We start from the raw sequence: 16,152 nt of genomic DNA on the forward strand, positions 1-16,152 counted from the left end.
GGGTGTATATAAATTAAAGGAAATTAATAATGATAAAAAGATGTTTAACTGCTGCGGTATTAGTAAGCGCATTCGTTTCAATGCCGTCACAAGCAAAAAGTGGCATCAACCCATGGCAACAATGTGGTATTGGCGCAATGGTTTTCCCAGACAATGGCGTTGCGGCAGCAATTTCTAATATTATTTGGGATTTAGGAACAACAGCGGTATCGTCTAACATTTCTTCAGTAGAGAGCTGTGAAGGCGCTAACGTAAAAACAGCGCAGTTTATTCAACAAACTTTTCCTGTATTAGAACAAGAAATAGCACAGGGTGAAGGCGAGTATATCTCTGCAATGCTTAATGTACGTGGTTGTGATGTAACTGCTCATCAACAAATTATCACTTCGGTACGCAGCGATTACGCAAACGCACCAATAGACAATGCACAAGCATTTTATGAATTAGTTGAAGGTAAAATTACCACTAACTTTTCATCTCAATGCGCTGCAATCTAATAATTAAAGGGCTTAACAGCCTTTTTTTTGGTTAAACAATGAAACCTTTATTTTATTTTATTAGCGTTTTTTTATTCACCTCTTTCTCAAGTTCTGCCACGCAATCTATCTCTGTTTTAGCAAAACACCCAATATGGTTGAAATTAGGGCATTACAAAAATCAACCAACTACTATTAGTTATATTACTAACGCATCCTTTTTTATTGCAGATAACGGACGTAATGATCCGGTTGCAGAATTAAAAGCAACAATCCATGCTTTTAATAACCAGCCATTAACACAATGTCGCTACCCTGCTCGTTATCAATGGCTCAAAGAGCAAGGTTTAACCTTTTCAATGCCAGCTGCAGAGTGCCCAAAATTACAGCAATGGCGAGAGCAGCAAGCAATTCACTCTGTTAGTTTAGTATTTGCCTCTGGTTATATGAGTAACCCCGCATCGTTATATGGTCATTTATTACTTAAACTTAATCGCTCAACCGAATCAAAAAACAAATTATTAGATTACAGCATAAACTATGGCGCACATGTTCCAGACAATGAAAATGGCATAGTCTATATTCTCAAGGGCTTATTTGGTGGTTATAAAGCCGGTTTTTCAGATCAATTGTTTTATCGCCACCAGCATAATTACGGCGAAATAGAATTAAGAGATTTATGGGAATATACCCTAAATCTAAACGAGCGCGACGTGGCTTTTATTGCTAATCACTTATGGGAGATTTTAGGCACTGAATTTGATTATTACTTTGCCGATGAAAACTGCGCGTTTCATCTCGCACAAATTATTGAGTTGATTATTGGCGATCAACTAACTAGCGAAAGCTCTCCTTGGGTAATACCTGCCACTATTTTTTCAAAGTTAAACTCGGCCACTTACCAAGGGCAATCAGCGGTTAAAAACATCACATTTACTCCCTCGCGCGACACTGTATTTTCAAAATATGTGCAATCTTTAAGTGAAAAAGAGCTCAGCTTTGCCAAACAAATCTTTGCCGAATCAGCAGTACTAAAAAGCAAATCATTTTTAGCTTTGCCAGTACAGTCTCAAAAAGCCATTATTGGCGCTTTATTTGAACTTGTACAAGTGAAACAAATTCAAAAACAAACCCCAGTAAAAATCAGTGAGTTAAAAAATGCGCTAATCCAAGCGCGCTTAAAGCTGCCAATGGGCGAAAACAAAGTTAAATTTCAATTTACCCAGCAGCCTCCACATAAAGGCCAAAAGCCCTCTAACAGCTCAATTTCTGCGATGCACACGGCTGAGCAAACACAGTACACTATGGGTTTTAGGCTGAGCTATTTTGATACCCTTGCCTCTGATATTGCCCGCATTCCATTTTCTAATTTAGAAATGTTAGATACCGAGCTGATGTTTACAAATGGCGAAACTTACATAAATAAAATTCATTTATTAGATTTAGAGTCATTCAATCCAAACCAATTGTCTTGGGCTAATGAATCTAAGTGGTCGTGGAAAATCAATGTGGGATTCGACAGACAACCAGCACTGTGCAGAACCTGTAAACGCAGCTTTGTTATGGGAGGAGCCGGACAAGCTTGGCAGTTTAGCAACAACACCTTAGCCTATAGCTTAATTAATGGTTATTTGGGTGATTTAGCTAAAAACAGCCACTTTTATGATTCGTCGGTAGAGGTGGGGATCATTACTGGTACTGACTCAGGTATTAAACTCAGAGCATCCTACGAAAAATCATTCTTAAATGCTAAAAACCCTGCGCAAACCAAACTAGAACTTGCAGTGCCTATTAACCAAGATATTGATATTAGATTAGCAGTAACACATGCCAATTCAGCTATGTGGCAGCTTAAACTCAACTACTATTGGCAGTGATATAAAAAAGCAGCCTCTGTGTTTACATTAGGCTGCTTTGAAAATTTAGTATTTAATAAATAGTCTAACAGTTTAAGATAAAATCAAAACCTTACTAATATCCACACACTGCGCTCGGCTACCGACAAAATCTTGCTCATTAAGCTGATTAATTAGCGTTACACCTTGTTGCTGTTGCTCATCGTTAAGCGGTACGTAAGGCATTCTAAACACAGGGTTCACCGCGCCGGTCATGATCATCGCGGTATTAATGGCAATTGGGTTTGGCTCGCAAAATAGCCAGTTCATTAATGGTTGTAATGAATTATTAAGCGCATCATTTTTGGTATCCATTAATTGGCGGAACAAACCTGGGATCAGGTTAGACGTAACTGAAATAACACCATGTGCTTTATGGATATGGCGTGCATCGTGTGCTTCGTCATCATTCCCAGACCAACATGCAATACCTTGTTGTTCATAGTGCGCTATACGCTCATTGCCACCACATTCTTTAACACCAATAAAGTGCTCATGCTGGGCCAGTGGTTCAATAATATCAGGGGTGAGGTCTTGACCTGTGCGCCCTGCTACGTTGTAAATAAACGCCGGACCAATATCAAGCACGCGTTTAAAGTGCTCTTTAACACCGGCAATTGATGTGCGCCCGTAGTAAGGGTTAATTTGCAATGAGGCATGCATGCCGCTGGCAAAACCATATTTTGTTGCTTTAATTGCTTCGCGCGTATTATTACTTCCGGTGTTACCTACAATCAGTAATTTATCACCAAATTTATTGGCACTGTGCGCAATTAGCATTAAGTGCTCTTCCCAGTTCATTAACTGGCCTTCACCGGTGGTGCCACCAACAACTATGCCGTCAACACCCGATGCAATTTGTATTTCAACGAGTTCATCATACTTTGCAAGATCGATCTCACCATTGGCTAAGTAAGGTGTTTTAATTGCAGTAATAAGGCTTGCTTGTTTAATTTGTTCTAGGGTGCGCATAAAAAAATCATTGTTATTAATACTTGGCCTATTTGTACCATATTTACCGCGCTATTTGCAGTGATAGCCAGTATTTAATTATAAAATGGCTTGTGTTATTGGGTTTGATGATACAAAATAAACAACTGTATAAATAAACAGTATTTGTTTTTTACTATTAAGCGAGCCACTATGCGTTTATCTGACTATTTAAGCACTCACTTTTATCACACTGGTGAGTTATGCCAAGCACTCAACATAGACAATGAAACTCTTGAAAATTGGCAAGCTCAAAGTATTTTTCCTAAGCCAAGTTATTGCATTAAAAACCAGATGAGTTGCAGCTCTTACTCAGGCTTATATGAGTGTGAAGAATACGACGATTATTATCCCCGTGGCTGCGTAAACTGGGGACAAGGAGTTATAAAGCAAAAAATTGAGTCATCTAATCAGGCGTTTAATTTGTTTGCTCAGCACTATACCCAATGTTTGGCTAAGCTTGCACAGCAAGGCTTTATATTTAACGAGGAACTGTTTTGCTGTGAAATAGAAGAACATTTACAGCAAGTATGGCAACAATTTTTATGCAGCAAATATGGCGTGCTCACCCAAAATGGCTTAATTGATGAAATTGTAGCTGTGGATATTGGCAGATTATTAGTAGACGATATAACCGAACTGCGCAGCAAAGCCAGTTTAGATAAAGATGAGCGCACCCGCATTCACCCTGCCATGAAACTTTTAAATAAAGCCCTTAGCCATGGCGCCGATCACGAAAAGCAGCTCACATTACGTAGCCGCTATATTGATGCCCTTATTTTAAAATACGATTTATCGATTAAATAAAGAGTAGTGTTTGGCTAAGGGGTTTAACTATTTAAGGGTTGTTGGCTTTATTAAAAATTACCAACACTGTGTTTTGCGGCTGGTTTTTGAGTGCAACGAGAAAAATAGCCCAACAACTACACTTTGTTAATTGCAAATTTACGATTTAGATATAATTTGATTAACTGCATAAGTTACATCATTTTTTATTACTGACTCTTCCATAATTGGTATTACCCATGAGGCACCTAGCATCTTTAAAGTGGAGCGCCAACTTTTCCATAGTTTCCCTTCAATGGTATCAAGATTATCAAGTCCAAATCTTGAAGATGCGCCCCACTGAGCAATTGAAGGCAGCTTAGGTTCAGCACTTTGGGCACCTAAAATAAACGGGCGATCCATATCGTCTGGTACGATTACAAAATAATACTCCACTTTTTCAGTCTTATTTAGAAATCTCGAGATAATTATCATTTTTTACCAGGCTAATAGCGCTCAAATATTGAATAAAGCGACATCATTTAATCCGTCTTTGTTTGATCTTATTGCCTTATTAATCATTTTTACCAATAGCCATTAAAACAGGCATATTTCCTTTTGAACTATTCATTATAAAAGGACTATTCACTTTAATACTTACAAAGCCACTTGCCAAAAATGCTTGTTTAACTCTTTTCTCTGACAACCCCATACCCGATGAATCATCCTCAGAAAGCCAATCCCATTGAACAAACAGACCGTCTTTTTTTAATAAAGATTTTAATAAACTTAATGTCATTTCATAATCAGGCAGAAAACCGCAAACAGACGATGCGACTATTAGATCAAATTTATTTTTTAGCTCAGGAAAATTTTGAACCAATTCACTAGATAGGTAATCACAGATAGACGTTACATTATTTAGTGCCTTTTTATCCAATAGCTTTATCATTTCAGAAGATGGATCTATCCCTACGATACTTTCAACCGATGGACTCATTAGCTGAGTCAAAGCGCCTGTACCACAGCCAAAATCTAGAACGGTTAGACCATTAATATTAATGCTATCTAAGAGCTCTGAAAATGCATTTTTTGCATACTGTTCAACACTAGGATCTACATCCCAGTTTTCAGCATACTCATCCCATTCGTTACTCAATATTCTCTCCAAAAGTAAATATTTCGTCTAAACGCCTAACGCTGAGTTAAGCGCAAAATAAAGTCAGCCTAAACTAACAGATCTCGAGCCAATTATACCTTTAATGTTTAAGTGCTTGGCTAATTACCTTGTATTAGGCAATTTTCTGGCTCAATCAGAGCTCTTTTTACTTTTCCAGTTTTTCTATCAATTGGAAAAGCAACAACGCAATCTCCTTTTTCTTTAAGCCTATATGCGGGAAACTCGTCATATAAGTAATAGCCATCTGGCTCACCTAGGAGCTTTTTAATACTAGAACGATTTTGCTTTTGTACATCATATTTAGCTAAAAAGTCGTTTAACATTGCCCTTCGATTCGATATATTATTTTGCCACATAGCCTGATTGAATGATATTTCAATTAAACTGGAATCCTTTGTTGGTTCAGAGCATGCAAAGAGAACCAAAGAAAAAGCTATTAATATGTATTTCATTTTTTAATCACTTTTAATTTTCCAGCGCTCAACGCATCATTACACATTTTGGATAATTTAGTATTATCTGAGTTTGAAATACCAATCCTCAGACCGACACTATTATTATGAAAATCCATAGTCTTCTCTTCAGCTATATTTAAAGGGCTACTTTCATGAGCATTAGTCAATTCTAAAGGATTCTTATAGCCGATATCTCGTGATAGGGTCGCTGACCAAAAGCAATGTCTTAAGGCATCACTTTTATCATTTCGTCCATTATGCCCAAAACGCTTGGTAGTCTGTCTCTGAGTACGCTATATCACGGGACTTCATAATCGCAGTTACATGATGAGGATGTGTTTTGATATAAGACTTCTCATCATCAGTAAGGTGGTCGTATTTATCATAGAGTGAACTTGCCATTTTTAATTCCTTTTAGTTGATTACAATAGAGTCAAAAAACTCAACAATCTAATCTAGCTAAATTGTCGTTTTATAAACCGTCAAATGTCCCTATATTCCTTTATGTTTATATTAATCATCAAAAAATATTTTTAAACAATTAGCTAGCATTGAATCTCTTTATAACGGTGCAAAATCACAGCAAAAAGAATGTGTCAGTAATATCAGGCAAGCTAGCTGTAGCTATGCAAACAGCAGTGTCTTATTAAAAATTGCTATTATGAAATCGTTTTTATTATGAAACAGCTTTGGATTTAAGAGGCAGCTGAAAAGGATGATATTTTAAGAAAATATTTGGAAATGATATTTAAAAAGAGCTGTAAGTACAGCTCCAGCATTGCTATTAGCCTAGTGGCAATTAACCAATGGTTTTGTACACATCGATATTAGTAGAAGAAATAAATGCACCTACAGCATCACCAAAGGCCTTGAAGTGTGGTGCGTTTTTATGGGCTTCGAAATGCTCATTAGACGCCCATTGCTCACTCACTAAATAGGTGGTTTGCTCAGAATCGTTTTTAACTGATAGCTCGTAACGCAGGCAGCCTACTTCTTGCCGCGAATACTGTTGTAAGTTTTCGAGCTCGGTTAAAAGGCGCTCTGCATCGCTATTTTCACTCGATAGTGTGGCAATTACCGTTAACATGGGTGTTCCTTGTTTAAAAAATAAAGGTGCAGCTTTACTGCACCTGTTTTAGCTTTAGCTCTTTGGTTATTGATCCCACAGCGGTGCAAAGTCTGGCGATGCTTGGCGGTCGTTACAGTCAAGGCCATCTATACGTGCTATGTCTTCATCATCAAGTTTAACTTTGTCGTTAAAGTTATCTTCTAAGTTTTTTCGCTTGGTCGATGATGGAATTGTGGTCATGCCATTGGCATTTTCCCATGCAATAACCACTTGCGCTGGCGTTGCATCGTGCTTGTTAGCAATATCAATTATGGTTTGATCTGTTAATACCTTACCCACAACAAATGGCATATAGCCGGTAACATGAATTTTATGTTGATCGCAAAAAGCGCGCAGTTTAGTGTTGGTTAAATATGGATGTACCTCAATTTGATTAGTGAATATTTCGCGAGGATCTAAGGTTTGCATTGCCTCATTTAAGTTGGCAATGGTGAAGTTAGATACACCAATATGTTTAGTTAACCCCAGCTTTTTAGTTAACAGTAGCTCGGTTAAGTATTCACTCATGGGTTCATTATTTACCGGTGCTGGCCAGTGGATTAACAATAAGTCGACATAATCAAGCTGTAGCTTCTCTAAAGATGTTTTAACACTGTCAACAAAATCAGCTTTGTTGAGCTTGTTATTCCATACTTTGGTGGTTATAAATAATTCTTCACGAGGAATATTGCTGTCTTTAATTGCTTGGCCAACTTGCTCTTCATTGCCATATATTTGCGCGGTATCAATGTGGCGAAATCCAACTTCTAACGCCATTTTTACAGATTCATAAGCTGTTTTACCTTCTAAACGAAAAGTACCCATACCTAAATCTGGCATTTCAATTACACGTTGTGTCATAGCTTTATCCTTGTTTAATAATAGGTTTAAAATTCAAACGACGTGTTTACTAAATACACCTATTACTTTTTTGATTTAAAATTTTGACCTCATGTGAATACTGAGGTCATTGATTTTTATTTCAAGACTAACCTATATGAGTTCGGCTTTATTTAGCCTGAACATTATGTTTATCTAGCCTGCCACTGTATCGAGTGACTATTAAAGCCAGTAATGAAACAACGGCCCCAATCCATGCGGTATCTTTTAGTTCCATATGCTCGACTACAAGCCCCCCTGTAACAGAGCCTAAGGCTATTCCAATATTAAACGCCGCGATGTTTAAGCCCGATGCGACATCTACCGCATTAGGAGTGTGCTTTTTTGCCTGTTTTACTACATAAAGCTGCAATCCTGGTACATTACCAAATGCAAATGCCCCCCATATTAAAATAGTCAGCACTGCGGCTACTTTTGATTCCATAGTAAAGGTGAAAGCCAATAAAATAATTGTTAACGCGCTAAATATAATACTCAGTGCGCTAATTGGGCCTCGCTTGTCGGCTAATTTTCCGCCCCATATATTACCAACAGCCACCGACATACCATAAACCAGCATTATTAAACCAATAGCGGATGGTGCAAAGCCAGTTTGCTGCTCTAATATAGGCGCTAAATAAGTAAACGCGGTGAACGTACCGCCGTAGCCTAATATAGTCATTAAATAAACGAGCAATAAGCGCGGCTTAACAATAACCTGTAGCTGCTCTTTAAACGTCGCCGGAATAGACTGTTTTAAGTTTTTTGGTACTAAAATAGCGCTGCCAATCAGCGCAATTAAGCCTAATGCCGATACCACTAAAAACGTTGCACGCCAGCCAAAGTGCTGGCCAATCCATGTTCCTAATGGCACTCCCGTTACAAGCGCTACCGTAAGGCCGGTAAACATAATTGCGATAGCGCTCGCCTCTTTGTCTTTACTTACCAAGCTTGTTGCTATCATTGAGCCAATAGAGAAAAATACACCGTGAGCTAAGCCTGTTAGTATGCGTGCCAGTATTAGTGTTTCGTAACTCGGCGCTTGCCAAGCTAATAAATTACCCATAACAAATAAGCCCATAAGGCTTATAAGTACCACTTTTCGGTTCCAGCGCCCCGTTAATGCAGTGAGTACCGGTGCGCCAATAGCTACACCAACTGCATATAAGCTCACTAATAAGCCTGCTGATGGTAAGCTCACGCCTAAATCGTTTGCAATAGTTGGCACTAAACCCACTATAACAAACTCGGTTGTTCCAATTGCAAATGCGCTTAAGGTAAGCGCCCATAAAGCCAATGGCATAAATACATCCTCATTTTTAAAATAGATGCATAGTGTGTGTAAAAACTCCTTTGCAATAAATAGCATAAATGGCAAAATACTTTTGTTTATTTTGCAAATATAAATAAGTGAATTTATGCCTGTTCAAGCTAAAACTGAAGATCTAGAAATGTTTATTACCATTGTTGATTGTGGCAGTTTTTCCGGTGCGGCTAGTTTACTTGATTTAAATGTAGCTAAGGTTTCAAGAGCGCTATCTCGCCTCGAAAGCAGGCTAAACTGCACATTACTAAACAGAACAACTCGGCGCTTAGAACTGACCGAGGAAGGGCATATATACATAGAATATGCGCGAAAGGCTTTAAACACTCTGCTCTTAGGGGAAGAAACAATAAAGCTACTTAAGCAAGCACCTAGCGGGCACTTGCGTATAGATGCAGCAAGCCCTTTTGTTTTACATCAACTAGCGCCACTAGTTAATGAGTTTAAAAAACAATACCCGCAAATCACGCTCGATATTACCTCACACGACAATATTATTGATTTACTTGAGCGCAAAACAGATTTAGCTATTCGCATTGGAGATTTAAAAGATTCAAACCTGCACGCGCGAAAATTAGGCCAAAGTAAATTAAAATTGGTCGCAAGCGCTGATTATGTAAAAAATGCGCCACCGTTACAGCAAGTTTCAGATCTTAAAAACCATAACCTAATTGGCTTCAGTGAGCCCAATACTCTTAATCAATGGCCCTTGAAGCATCAGCAATCACTGCACTTTGATTTAAGGGCTAGCAGCGGCGAAACCATTAGGCATTTATGTATTGCTGATCAAGGCATAGCACTTCTCTCACAATTTATGATTGCAGAAGATTTAGCCAAAAAACGATTAATAGAAGTTTTACCTCACAGCGTAAGTAGCCCAAATAATCGAGAATCTATTTATGGCGTTTATTACAAAAATGGGGCGGTTTCTTCCCGTATCGTTGCATTTTTAGATTTTATACAACCGCGACTGAGTTTATAAATCGCTTTCAAATTCAATCTTAAAAGTAACTTAATGAAATAAAATATAACAATGACGGTTTTAAGATTAATATCAGTATAAACACTGCAGTTGCATTATTTAGATGAGGTAGTATGGATTCTTTAACACAAGTCGCACTAGGCAGCGCCGTAGGCTATGCGGTACTGGGTAATAAAGTAGGTCGAAAAGCCGTAGCGTGGGGCGCTATTTTAGGCACTTTACCCGACCTCGATGTATTTTTGCCCTATGGCGGCAGTGTAGAAGCGTTTACCTATCACCGTGGTTTTAGCCATTCTTTATTTGTACACTTATTGATTAGCCCGCTGATTGTGTGGCTAATATTAAAAATACACACAGGCATGCGGGCTTATAAAGTTCGTTGGTTTTGGTTGGTGTTTTTGTGCTTATCAACACATGCTTTATTAGATTCACTCACCGTTTATGGTACTCAGCTAATGTGGCCCTTAAGTGAATACCCTTTTGCGGTATCCAGCATGTTTATTATTGACCCCCTTTACACCTTACCGTTATTAATTGGTTTAGCTTTTACTTTATTACCTAAAATAAGCACAAGTAAAGCCTATAAAATCAATGCAATTACACTTAGCCTAAGCACAGCGTATTTATGCCTTGCCTTTGTGTTTAAACTCAATATTGACGACAAGGTAAAAACAGCACTGAACAATCGCGATATTGACGCAACCGGCTATATTAGTACGCCTGCCCCGCTCACTACTTTACTTTGGCGTGTAGTAGTGATGTCTGACGGTCACTACTACGAGGGTTATGCCTCCGGTTTGACTCGCCCAGTGATGTAACCTTAAATGCCTACAATACAACACCGTCTTTAATTAAGCCTATTGACAACCAATGGGGCATACAAAGGCTACAATGGTTTACAAAAGGGTTTTATTCTATTCGCCAGCAAACCGATAACGTGATTTTGTCAGATTTAAGAATGGGTATGGAATGCCAATACGTATTTAACTTTGTGGTAGGTGAGCAAACAGACTCGGGCATTAAGTTGGGTAATTTTGAACGACTCTCTCAGCGCCCTAGTTTTAGTAATGCCGGTAATATTTGGCAGCGAATTTGGCAACCTGAAGTCTCGCTGGCATCTCCATTGGCTAAAAATAACTGCTCGTTGCCATAGTTAGAGGTCTTGTATTAAAAAAGTGTGATTTTTATTTTGCTTAGGAATAAAAACACACACTTTTTTTAACACTAAATTACATTCAAGCAGTTTTGTGCCACCTCAAAACGTAGTTATTGCAACCAAATGAATTAGTTTTGGTGCTCGTACTGTCCACGATATACTTCAAATACTTTTAATACGGTGTGTTGTTCTTTTGAAAGCGCGTCAAACCAGTCATCAAATAATTCATCATCTTCTTGTTCGCTTAATGCTAAATAATGAGCAAGTAATTCAATGATGTCGTTATGAGTACACCCTAACGAATCAACTTGCTTAGCTAATATACTGTGGTCACGCTCTCTGAGAGTATCCATGACTCCTTGGTCGATTTGGTCTTGTTGTGCCTGAGCGTCACTCATAAAACTACCTCTATTAACGTTATTAAATTCTTATTATTTTGTTCGCTGAGTCTAGTTATAGCAGCCTAAATACTAATAGCCAGTACTTTTGATCTAAGTGCTTATTTTTTGACTGTTTTGTGCAAATACACAGCAATTACACTTCGTTTAAGGCTATCTAAAATGATTTGCAAAGGGAAAATAAATACGTTAAATTAAATGATATACTATCACATAACATTAAAGGCATTTTATGAAGCCCAATATTCACCCTGATTACCATGTGGTTGCTTTTCATGATACTGCAGCTGATTCTTACTTTATTATTGGTTCAACCATTAAAACCAATCGCACCATAGAAATTGAGGGTAAAACATACCCTTATGTTCCTATTGATGTCTCAAGTGACTCACATCCATTTTATACCGGCAAACAAAAAACGCTCGCTACTGATGGACGCGTTGCGCAATTTAATCGTCGGTTTAAAAACCTCTCTACTGCTAAAAAGGAAAGAAAATGAAAGTTTTAAGTTCATTAAAAAGTGCAAAACAACGACCAGGTTGTCAAATTGTAAAGCGCAAAGGACGAGTATTCGTGATATGTAAAGATAACCCTAGATTTAAAGCTGTGCAGGGTATGAAGAAAAAGTAGCAAGATAAAATAATGCCGAGTTTATACTCGGCATTATTATTAGGGTCTATTTAACTACAACAGAAAACTCAGGTACTGCTTGAATAACCTTTTTCACGGTACATGTATTTACCGCAGCAATCAGTGCTTTTTTATATTTAGCTGGGAAACCTTCTGGCAAGCCAATTTCGATTGAAAAAAGCTTCTTACCGTTTTCATCTACATTTTCGTTATTTTGTGTCAGTGTCATCCCTTCGGTCGAGATCTCTCTTTGCTGACAAAATTTACGCGCATAAAAACCAGCACACAACACCATGCTTACTAAAAAATAGTCAAACGGTTCTGGATGTTCTGCATCACCACCAGCGTTTATGCTTTGATCGCTTATAACTTCATGCTCACCAAACTTAGCACTTAATTTTTGACCGTCTAACATTGAAACCGAAATTTCCATTACTATTCCTTATTTTCCAAACAATAATTCAAAAAAGCCTGGAGGCTCATGTAATTTGTGATATTTTTTGCGTAAATTATCAATTGCTTTGAGTGGTTTTTTTGCCGCCTCAAGCCCTTGCTCGTTCGCTACTTTTTTGGCTAACTGGGCTTGAGTAAGTACCTTATCTAACCCTTGCACCGACTTTTCAGCTTCTTTATAAAACTTGGCTTGCTTACTTTGCTCTATCAATTTAATAAATTCATCAATAGCGCCATTAAATTCTGCTAACTGGGTTGCTTCAACACTTTGTTTATAAGCAAGCCCAATGTTTTTCATGGTTTTTTCTAAGTCGCTCATTTCATTTGCGGCAACTGTTTGACTAAATATTAATACCATTAACAACAAAACTGCTTTCATTAATACACCCTAAAAAATAATTGTTGCATACATGCTAAACTTACTGAGGTATTATATAGCATAACGCCTAGATGTCACCACGGAGTACTTTAGCAAGGATAAATTGAGCTTTAGAAAGTTTATAGAGAAATGTATGTCCTTGTTTAAATTATACCGCCTGCTAACATTTACCTGCCTTCTGTTGGGTAGTTATAGTGCTTATGCCCTAGAAGTCATATTTATTAATCCTGGTTTTTCCGACTCTGAAAATGCACAAAACAAAACCGGAAATTTTTGGTTTGATGTTTCTAAAATAATGCAAAATGCAGCCACTGATTTAGATGTGACATTAACGATAAAATACGCAAATCGAAATCATATTTTAATGAAAGAGCTTATTCAGCAGGCTATAAATGATAAGCCCGATTATCTGATCCTCGTAAACGAAAAAAATGTTACCAGTAAATACCTCTCTAAAATAGACAGTAAACATGTCCCTATTTACTTTTTATTAAATCGTCCCTCACCTGCGTCACTTGATATGTTACGTGAAAATGGCACTAACATAGTCGGTAGTATTACCCCAAATAATCGCGTTGCAGGTAAATCATTGATGCAGCAGCTTTATAAAAAGTTTACCAATAAAACAACAACTAGCGCACATATATTGGCGTTATTAGGCGACTATGCAACGCCTGCTTCTATTATGCGCACACAAGGGTTAATGGATTTTTTAACGCAAACACCGCAAGTCACCTTAACCGCTAAAGAGGTTGCCAATTGGTCTGAACAAGAAGGGTTTACAAAAACCTTAGCGTATATGCAGCAAGCCCCTGAAATTAACATTATTTGGTGTGCGAATGATGCCATTGCTTTTGGCGCAAAAAGGGCATTAAAACAGCTAAACATGCAATCTCAGGTTATTGTGGGCGGTATTAACTGGGAGGTTCCACCAAGTAATAAATCAGGACTTGATGTATCTATTGGAGGTCATGTGTTACTAGGTGCTTATGCCCTAGTTAATTTGTTCGACAACCATACTCAACCAAAACTTAGTCCTTTGCTTCATCGTACAGCTGATATTTTTGACCCGCTTACTGAGGAAAACACCCCCTTATACAAGGCGATAAATACTACTGGCCTTGCAGAAATAAACTTTATACAGTTTAGTAAAACACGCGCTGACTGGTATGAATTTACCATAGAAAATCTACTTTTAGCGCTTGAGAAGTAGCACTGTAAAGCCCCTTTACAGTGCTATTCCCTTATTTAAAACTCTGAACGCATTTTGCCTACCATAATAAATGTCCCTATGCCTTATTGGATAACCAAAGCGTTTGATAGGGTGCTAACAGCATGGTTTGTTGGGATTCATCAAGTGTTGTTTTAGAAATTAGCTCAACCCATTGCTGGGTATTTATTAAGTTTAAGTCGGCTAAGGTTAAGCTTTGTGGCTGACTGCTAATATTATAAACACAAAAAATACTTTGTTGGCGGTCTATACTTTGTCGCCAAAAACCAAATAACCCCTCTCCTAAGTGCAAAGTAAATTGTGTGGCATTAGGATGGAATGCAGCTTGCCTTTTACGCACTGATAATAACTGTTTTATTCCCTTGAACACCTGGTGATGGTGGCTGTATTTTTCTTCAATAGCCGCTAATAATTTTGACTCTTGCCAGCGATGACGATTAATTGCGCGATTATGCTGCGAATTTTCAAAGCGCTCATAGTCATTAGTTGTGCCAAGTAAACTATGTATGTATAGCCCCGGTATTCCTTCCATTGCAAACATAATGGCATGGGCACACAAAAAGCGCTCAAGGCCATATTTATCTGCGCCATTATGCGTACCTTGTAAGGCATCAAACAAGGCAATATTTAGCTCATAAGGGGTATGCGTGCCATCGTGACTGGTGCGCATTGAAACACGTCCCCCAAATTGCATGGTCGTGCTTACTAACGAAGCAACTTCACTCGGTTGTAATAAGCCTTCAATTGGCCTCAAACCAATGCCATCATGAGAGGCTATAAAATTAAAATATGCGGTACCGTTTTGCGCTGGCGGCATGCTCATCATCCAGTGCTTAAGTGCGGTACTATCACCACTAAGTAAAGTGTGCAATAACAACGGCGGCAAAGCAAAGTTATAAATTGCATGGGCTTCGTTGGCATTACCAAAGTAAGATAGATTTTCTTGATTAGGAATATTGGTTTCGGTAATAATCACTACACTGGGCTCAGCATGCTCAATCAGCGTTCGCAGTAAACGCACCACTTCATGAGTTTGTGGCAAGTTTATACAACTGGTATTAAGTTGTTTCCATAAAAAGGCCACAGCATCAAGGCGAAACAAGCGAATACCGTTATCTAAATAGTGGCGAATAATGCCAACAAACTCTTTTAAAACCTCAGGGTTTTCAAAATTAAAATCCACTTGATCATGACTAAATGTACACCATACATGCTTATCACCGCTTGCTGTGGCGACCGTATGTAATAATGGCGAAGTTCGTGGGCGCACTACTTGGCTTAAATCGTCAGTTAAACTGGCTGTTTTAAAATAGTCTTTCCCTGGGTGTGTATCGGTTAAAAAGTTTTCAAACCAAAGGCTTCGGCTAGAACAATGATTAATCACTAAATCAGCCATTAACTTTACATCGTTGGCAATCGCGTTAATATCTTGCCAATCGCCCAGCGCTTCATTAACTTGCGCATAGTTCATTACCGCAAATCCTTCATCTGAGCTGTACGGATAAAAAGGTAAAATATGCAGTGCATTAAGCTGGTGATCGCACTGCTCTTTTATAAAGCGATGCAAGGTTTTTAACGGCGCCTCTAGGGGAGTTCCAACTGCTAACTCACTGTCTTCATGATTTATAATAGAATCGCCATAGGCAATTAAAATAATATCTTGTTCATCCCAGCGATTAGTGTGCGGCGTAGGATCTCGAAGTGGGTTATTACTCAATATCAAGGTGATTAATTCTTCAGCCAACTCAGCTACCGGCATAGGTAACTCAACCCCTTGATAAATAGTATGTAAATGTTGTTCGACTCGTTGAAAAAACTGTTCCCTAACTATGTCCACAGGCGCCTCGTTTA

19 protein-coding genes and 1 pseudogene are annotated in these 16,152 nt (G+C 38.2%); 8 read left to right on the forward strand and 12 right to left on the reverse strand.

The window, feature by feature from the left end; all coding sequences use genetic code 11:
* Positions 1-29 precede the first annotated feature (29 nt).
* A complete protein-coding gene (locus tag QL989_RS03185; protein WP_010388962.1) occupies positions 30-497 on the forward strand; it encodes a DUF3015 family protein in 468 nt (155 codons plus the stop codon).
* Between the two features lie 38 nt (positions 498-535).
* Positions 536-2,353, forward strand: coding sequence for a DUF4105 domain-containing protein (locus QL989_RS03190; protein WP_290168155.1), 1,818 nt, complete (start codon positions 536-538; stop codon positions 2,351-2,353).
* A gap of 72 nt (positions 2,354-2,425) precedes the next feature.
* Here the strand turns inward: QL989_RS03190 and dapA are convergent, their stop codons facing one another.
* Positions 2,426-3,343 (reverse strand): 4-hydroxy-tetrahydrodipicolinate synthase, encoded by a 918-nt coding sequence (gene dapA / locus QL989_RS03195; protein WP_178957202.1) that lies wholly within the window; start codon positions 3,341-3,343, stop codon positions 2,426-2,428.
* A 171-nt stretch (positions 3,344-3,514) separates the two neighbouring features.
* Between dapA and QL989_RS03200 the strand changes: the two genes are divergently transcribed.
* The gene (locus tag QL989_RS03200; protein WP_290168158.1) at positions 3,515-4,168 is read left to right on the forward strand and encodes a DUF6058 family natural product biosynthesis protein; all 654 of its coding nucleotides are present in this window, start codon (positions 3,515-3,517) and stop codon (positions 4,166-4,168) included.
* A 138-nt stretch (positions 4,169-4,306) separates the two neighbouring features.
* Here QL989_RS03200 and QL989_RS03205 read toward each other — a convergent pair whose 3' ends face one another.
* The 7 genes from QL989_RS03205 to QL989_RS03235 form a co-directional block, all read right to left on the reverse strand.
* Positions 4,307-4,549: a hypothetical protein gene (locus tag QL989_RS03205; protein ID WP_290168160.1), complete on the reverse strand. Its 243-nt coding sequence runs from the start codon at positions 4,547-4,549 to the stop codon at positions 4,307-4,309.
* Between the two features lie 151 nt (positions 4,550-4,700).
* A complete protein-coding gene (locus tag QL989_RS03210) occupies positions 4,701-5,285 on the reverse strand; it encodes a class I SAM-dependent methyltransferase (RefSeq protein ID WP_198523786.1) in 585 nt (194 codons plus the stop codon).
* 119 nt (positions 5,286-5,404) lie between these two features.
* Entirely contained in the window at positions 5,405-5,758 is a 354-nt protein-coding gene (locus QL989_RS03215) for a hypothetical protein (protein ID WP_090493145.1), read from the reverse strand.
* Positions 5,759-6,016: 258 nt separating this feature from the next.
* Positions 6,017-6,163, reverse strand: coding sequence for a hypothetical protein (locus QL989_RS03220; RefSeq protein WP_290168165.1), 147 nt, complete (start codon positions 6,161-6,163; stop codon positions 6,017-6,019).
* Positions 6,164-6,560: 397 nt separating this feature from the next.
* Positions 6,561-6,848 (reverse strand): putative quinol monooxygenase, encoded by a 288-nt coding sequence (locus QL989_RS03225; protein ID WP_290168168.1) that lies wholly within the window; start codon positions 6,846-6,848, stop codon positions 6,561-6,563.
* Positions 6,849-6,914: 66 nt separating this feature from the next.
* On the reverse strand, positions 6,915-7,730 hold the full coding sequence (gene dkgB, locus QL989_RS03230; RefSeq protein ID WP_290168171.1) for a 2,5-didehydrogluconate reductase DkgB: 816 nt from the start codon (positions 7,728-7,730) through the stop codon (positions 6,915-6,917).
* A gap of 148 nt (positions 7,731-7,878) precedes the next feature.
* The gene (locus tag QL989_RS03235) at positions 7,879-9,051 is read right to left on the reverse strand and encodes an MFS transporter (RefSeq protein ID WP_290168174.1); all 1,173 of its coding nucleotides are present in this window, start codon (positions 9,049-9,051) and stop codon (positions 7,879-7,881) included.
* A gap of 115 nt (positions 9,052-9,166) precedes the next feature.
* Here QL989_RS03235 and QL989_RS03240 point away from each other — a divergent pair, with 115 nt between their 5' ends.
* Both QL989_RS03240 and QL989_RS03245 read left to right on the forward strand, forming a co-directional pair.
* Positions 9,167-10,054, forward strand: a complete 888-nt coding sequence (locus QL989_RS03240) for a LysR family transcriptional regulator (RefSeq protein ID WP_290168176.1) — start codon at positions 9,167-9,169, stop codon at positions 10,052-10,054.
* Between the two features lie 113 nt (positions 10,055-10,167).
* A pseudogene (locus QL989_RS03245) lies at positions 10,168-11,207 on the forward strand (metal-dependent hydrolase).
* 131 nt (positions 11,208-11,338) lie between these two features.
* On the opposite strand, the gene QL989_RS03250 reads toward QL989_RS03245, so the two are convergent.
* Entirely contained in the window at positions 11,339-11,608 is a 270-nt protein-coding gene (locus QL989_RS03250; RefSeq protein ID WP_178957212.1) for a hypothetical protein, read from the reverse strand.
* Between the two features lie 232 nt (positions 11,609-11,840).
* Here QL989_RS03250 and QL989_RS03255 point away from each other — a divergent pair, with 232 nt between their 5' ends.
* Together QL989_RS03255 and ykgO are read left to right on the forward strand one after the other, a co-directional pair.
* Positions 11,841-12,107, forward strand: coding sequence for a type B 50S ribosomal protein L31 (locus QL989_RS03255; protein ID WP_290168178.1), 267 nt, complete (start codon positions 11,841-11,843; stop codon positions 12,105-12,107).
* The gene (gene ykgO, locus QL989_RS03260; RefSeq protein ID WP_004586489.1) at positions 12,104-12,238 is read left to right on the forward strand and encodes a type B 50S ribosomal protein L36; all 135 of its coding nucleotides are present in this window, start codon (positions 12,104-12,106) and stop codon (positions 12,236-12,238) included. The genes QL989_RS03255 and ykgO overlap by 4 nt, the downstream gene beginning before the upstream one ends.
* Positions 12,239-12,284: 46 nt before the next feature.
* Here ykgO and QL989_RS03265 read toward each other — a convergent pair whose 3' ends face one another.
* Both QL989_RS03265 and QL989_RS03270 read right to left on the reverse strand, forming a co-directional pair.
* On the reverse strand, positions 12,285-12,671 hold the full coding sequence (locus tag QL989_RS03265; RefSeq protein ID WP_008463841.1) for an OsmC family protein: 387 nt from the start codon (positions 12,669-12,671) through the stop codon (positions 12,285-12,287).
* 9 nt (positions 12,672-12,680) lie between these two features.
* Positions 12,681-13,070 carry a cytochrome b562 gene (locus QL989_RS03270; RefSeq protein WP_138607861.1) on the reverse strand — a complete coding sequence of 130 codons (390 nt, stop codon included), beginning with the start codon at positions 13,068-13,070 and terminating at the stop codon, positions 12,681-12,683.
* A gap of 133 nt (positions 13,071-13,203) precedes the next feature.
* Here QL989_RS03270 and QL989_RS03275 point away from each other — a divergent pair, with 133 nt between their 5' ends.
* Positions 13,204-14,283 (forward strand): ABC transporter substrate-binding protein, encoded by a 1,080-nt coding sequence (locus QL989_RS03275; RefSeq protein ID WP_198522667.1) that lies wholly within the window; start codon positions 13,204-13,206, stop codon positions 14,281-14,283.
* 76 nt (positions 14,284-14,359) lie between these two features.
* On the opposite strand, the gene QL989_RS03280 is transcribed toward QL989_RS03275, so the two are convergent.
* Positions 14,360-16,138 (reverse strand): alpha-amylase family glycosyl hydrolase, encoded by a 1,779-nt coding sequence (locus QL989_RS03280; RefSeq protein ID WP_198522668.1) that lies wholly within the window; start codon positions 16,136-16,138, stop codon positions 14,360-14,362.
* Positions 16,139-16,152 lie beyond the last annotated feature (14 nt).

It is taken from the genome of Pseudoalteromonas sp. APC 3224 (genome assembly GCF_030407535.1).
Classification (GTDB): Bacteria; Pseudomonadota; Gammaproteobacteria; order Enterobacterales; family Alteromonadaceae; genus Pseudoalteromonas.

Bases quoted from the DNA above. Each gene is read 5' to 3' on its own strand.
- QL989_RS03185 (WP_010388962.1), top strand. From the start codon at position 30: ATGATAAAAAGATGTTTAACTGCTGCGGTATTAGTAAGCGCATTCGTT.
- QL989_RS03190 (WP_290168155.1), top strand. From the start codon at position 536: ATGAAACCTTTATTTTATTTTATTAGCGTTTTTTTATTCACCTCTTTC.
- dapA (WP_178957202.1), bottom strand. From the start codon at position 3,343: ATGCGCACCCTAGAACAAATTAAACAAGCAAGCCTTATTACTGCAATT.
- QL989_RS03200 (WP_290168158.1), top strand. From the start codon at position 3,515: ATGCGTTTATCTGACTATTTAAGCACTCACTTTTATCACACTGGTGAG.
- QL989_RS03205 (WP_290168160.1), bottom strand. From the start codon at position 4,549: ATGGATCGCCCGTTTATTTTAGGTGCCCAAAGTGCTGAACCTAAGCTG.
- QL989_RS03215 (WP_090493145.1), bottom strand. From the start codon at position 5,758: ATGAAATACATATTAATAGCTTTTTCTTTGGTTCTCTTTGCATGCTCT.
- QL989_RS03220 (WP_290168165.1), bottom strand. From the start codon at position 6,163: ATGGCAAGTTCACTCTATGATAAATACGACCACCTTACTGATGATGAG.
- QL989_RS03225 (WP_290168168.1), bottom strand. From the start codon at position 6,848: ATGTTAACGGTAATTGCCACACTATCGAGTGAAAATAGCGATGCAGAG.
- dkgB (WP_290168171.1), bottom strand. From the start codon at position 7,730: ATGACACAACGTGTAATTGAAATGCCAGATTTAGGTATGGGTACTTTT.
- QL989_RS03235 (WP_290168174.1), bottom strand. From the start codon at position 9,051: ATGCCATTGGCTTTATGGGCGCTTACCTTAAGCGCATTTGCAATTGGA.
- QL989_RS03240 (WP_290168176.1), top strand. From the start codon at position 9,167: ATGCCTGTTCAAGCTAAAACTGAAGATCTAGAAATGTTTATTACCATT.
- QL989_RS03250 (WP_178957212.1), bottom strand. From the start codon at position 11,608: ATGAGTGACGCTCAGGCACAACAAGACCAAATCGACCAAGGAGTCATG.
- QL989_RS03255 (WP_290168178.1), top strand. From the start codon at position 11,841: ATGAAGCCCAATATTCACCCTGATTACCATGTGGTTGCTTTTCATGAT.
- ykgO (WP_004586489.1), top strand. From the start codon at position 12,104: ATGAAAGTTTTAAGTTCATTAAAAAGTGCAAAACAACGACCAGGTTGT.
- QL989_RS03265 (WP_008463841.1), bottom strand. From the start codon at position 12,671: ATGGAAATTTCGGTTTCAATGTTAGACGGTCAAAAATTAAGTGCTAAG.
- QL989_RS03270 (WP_138607861.1), bottom strand. From the start codon at position 13,070: ATGAAAGCAGTTTTGTTGTTAATGGTATTAATATTTAGTCAAACAGTT.
- QL989_RS03275 (WP_198522667.1), top strand. From the start codon at position 13,204: ATGTCCTTGTTTAAATTATACCGCCTGCTAACATTTACCTGCCTTCTG.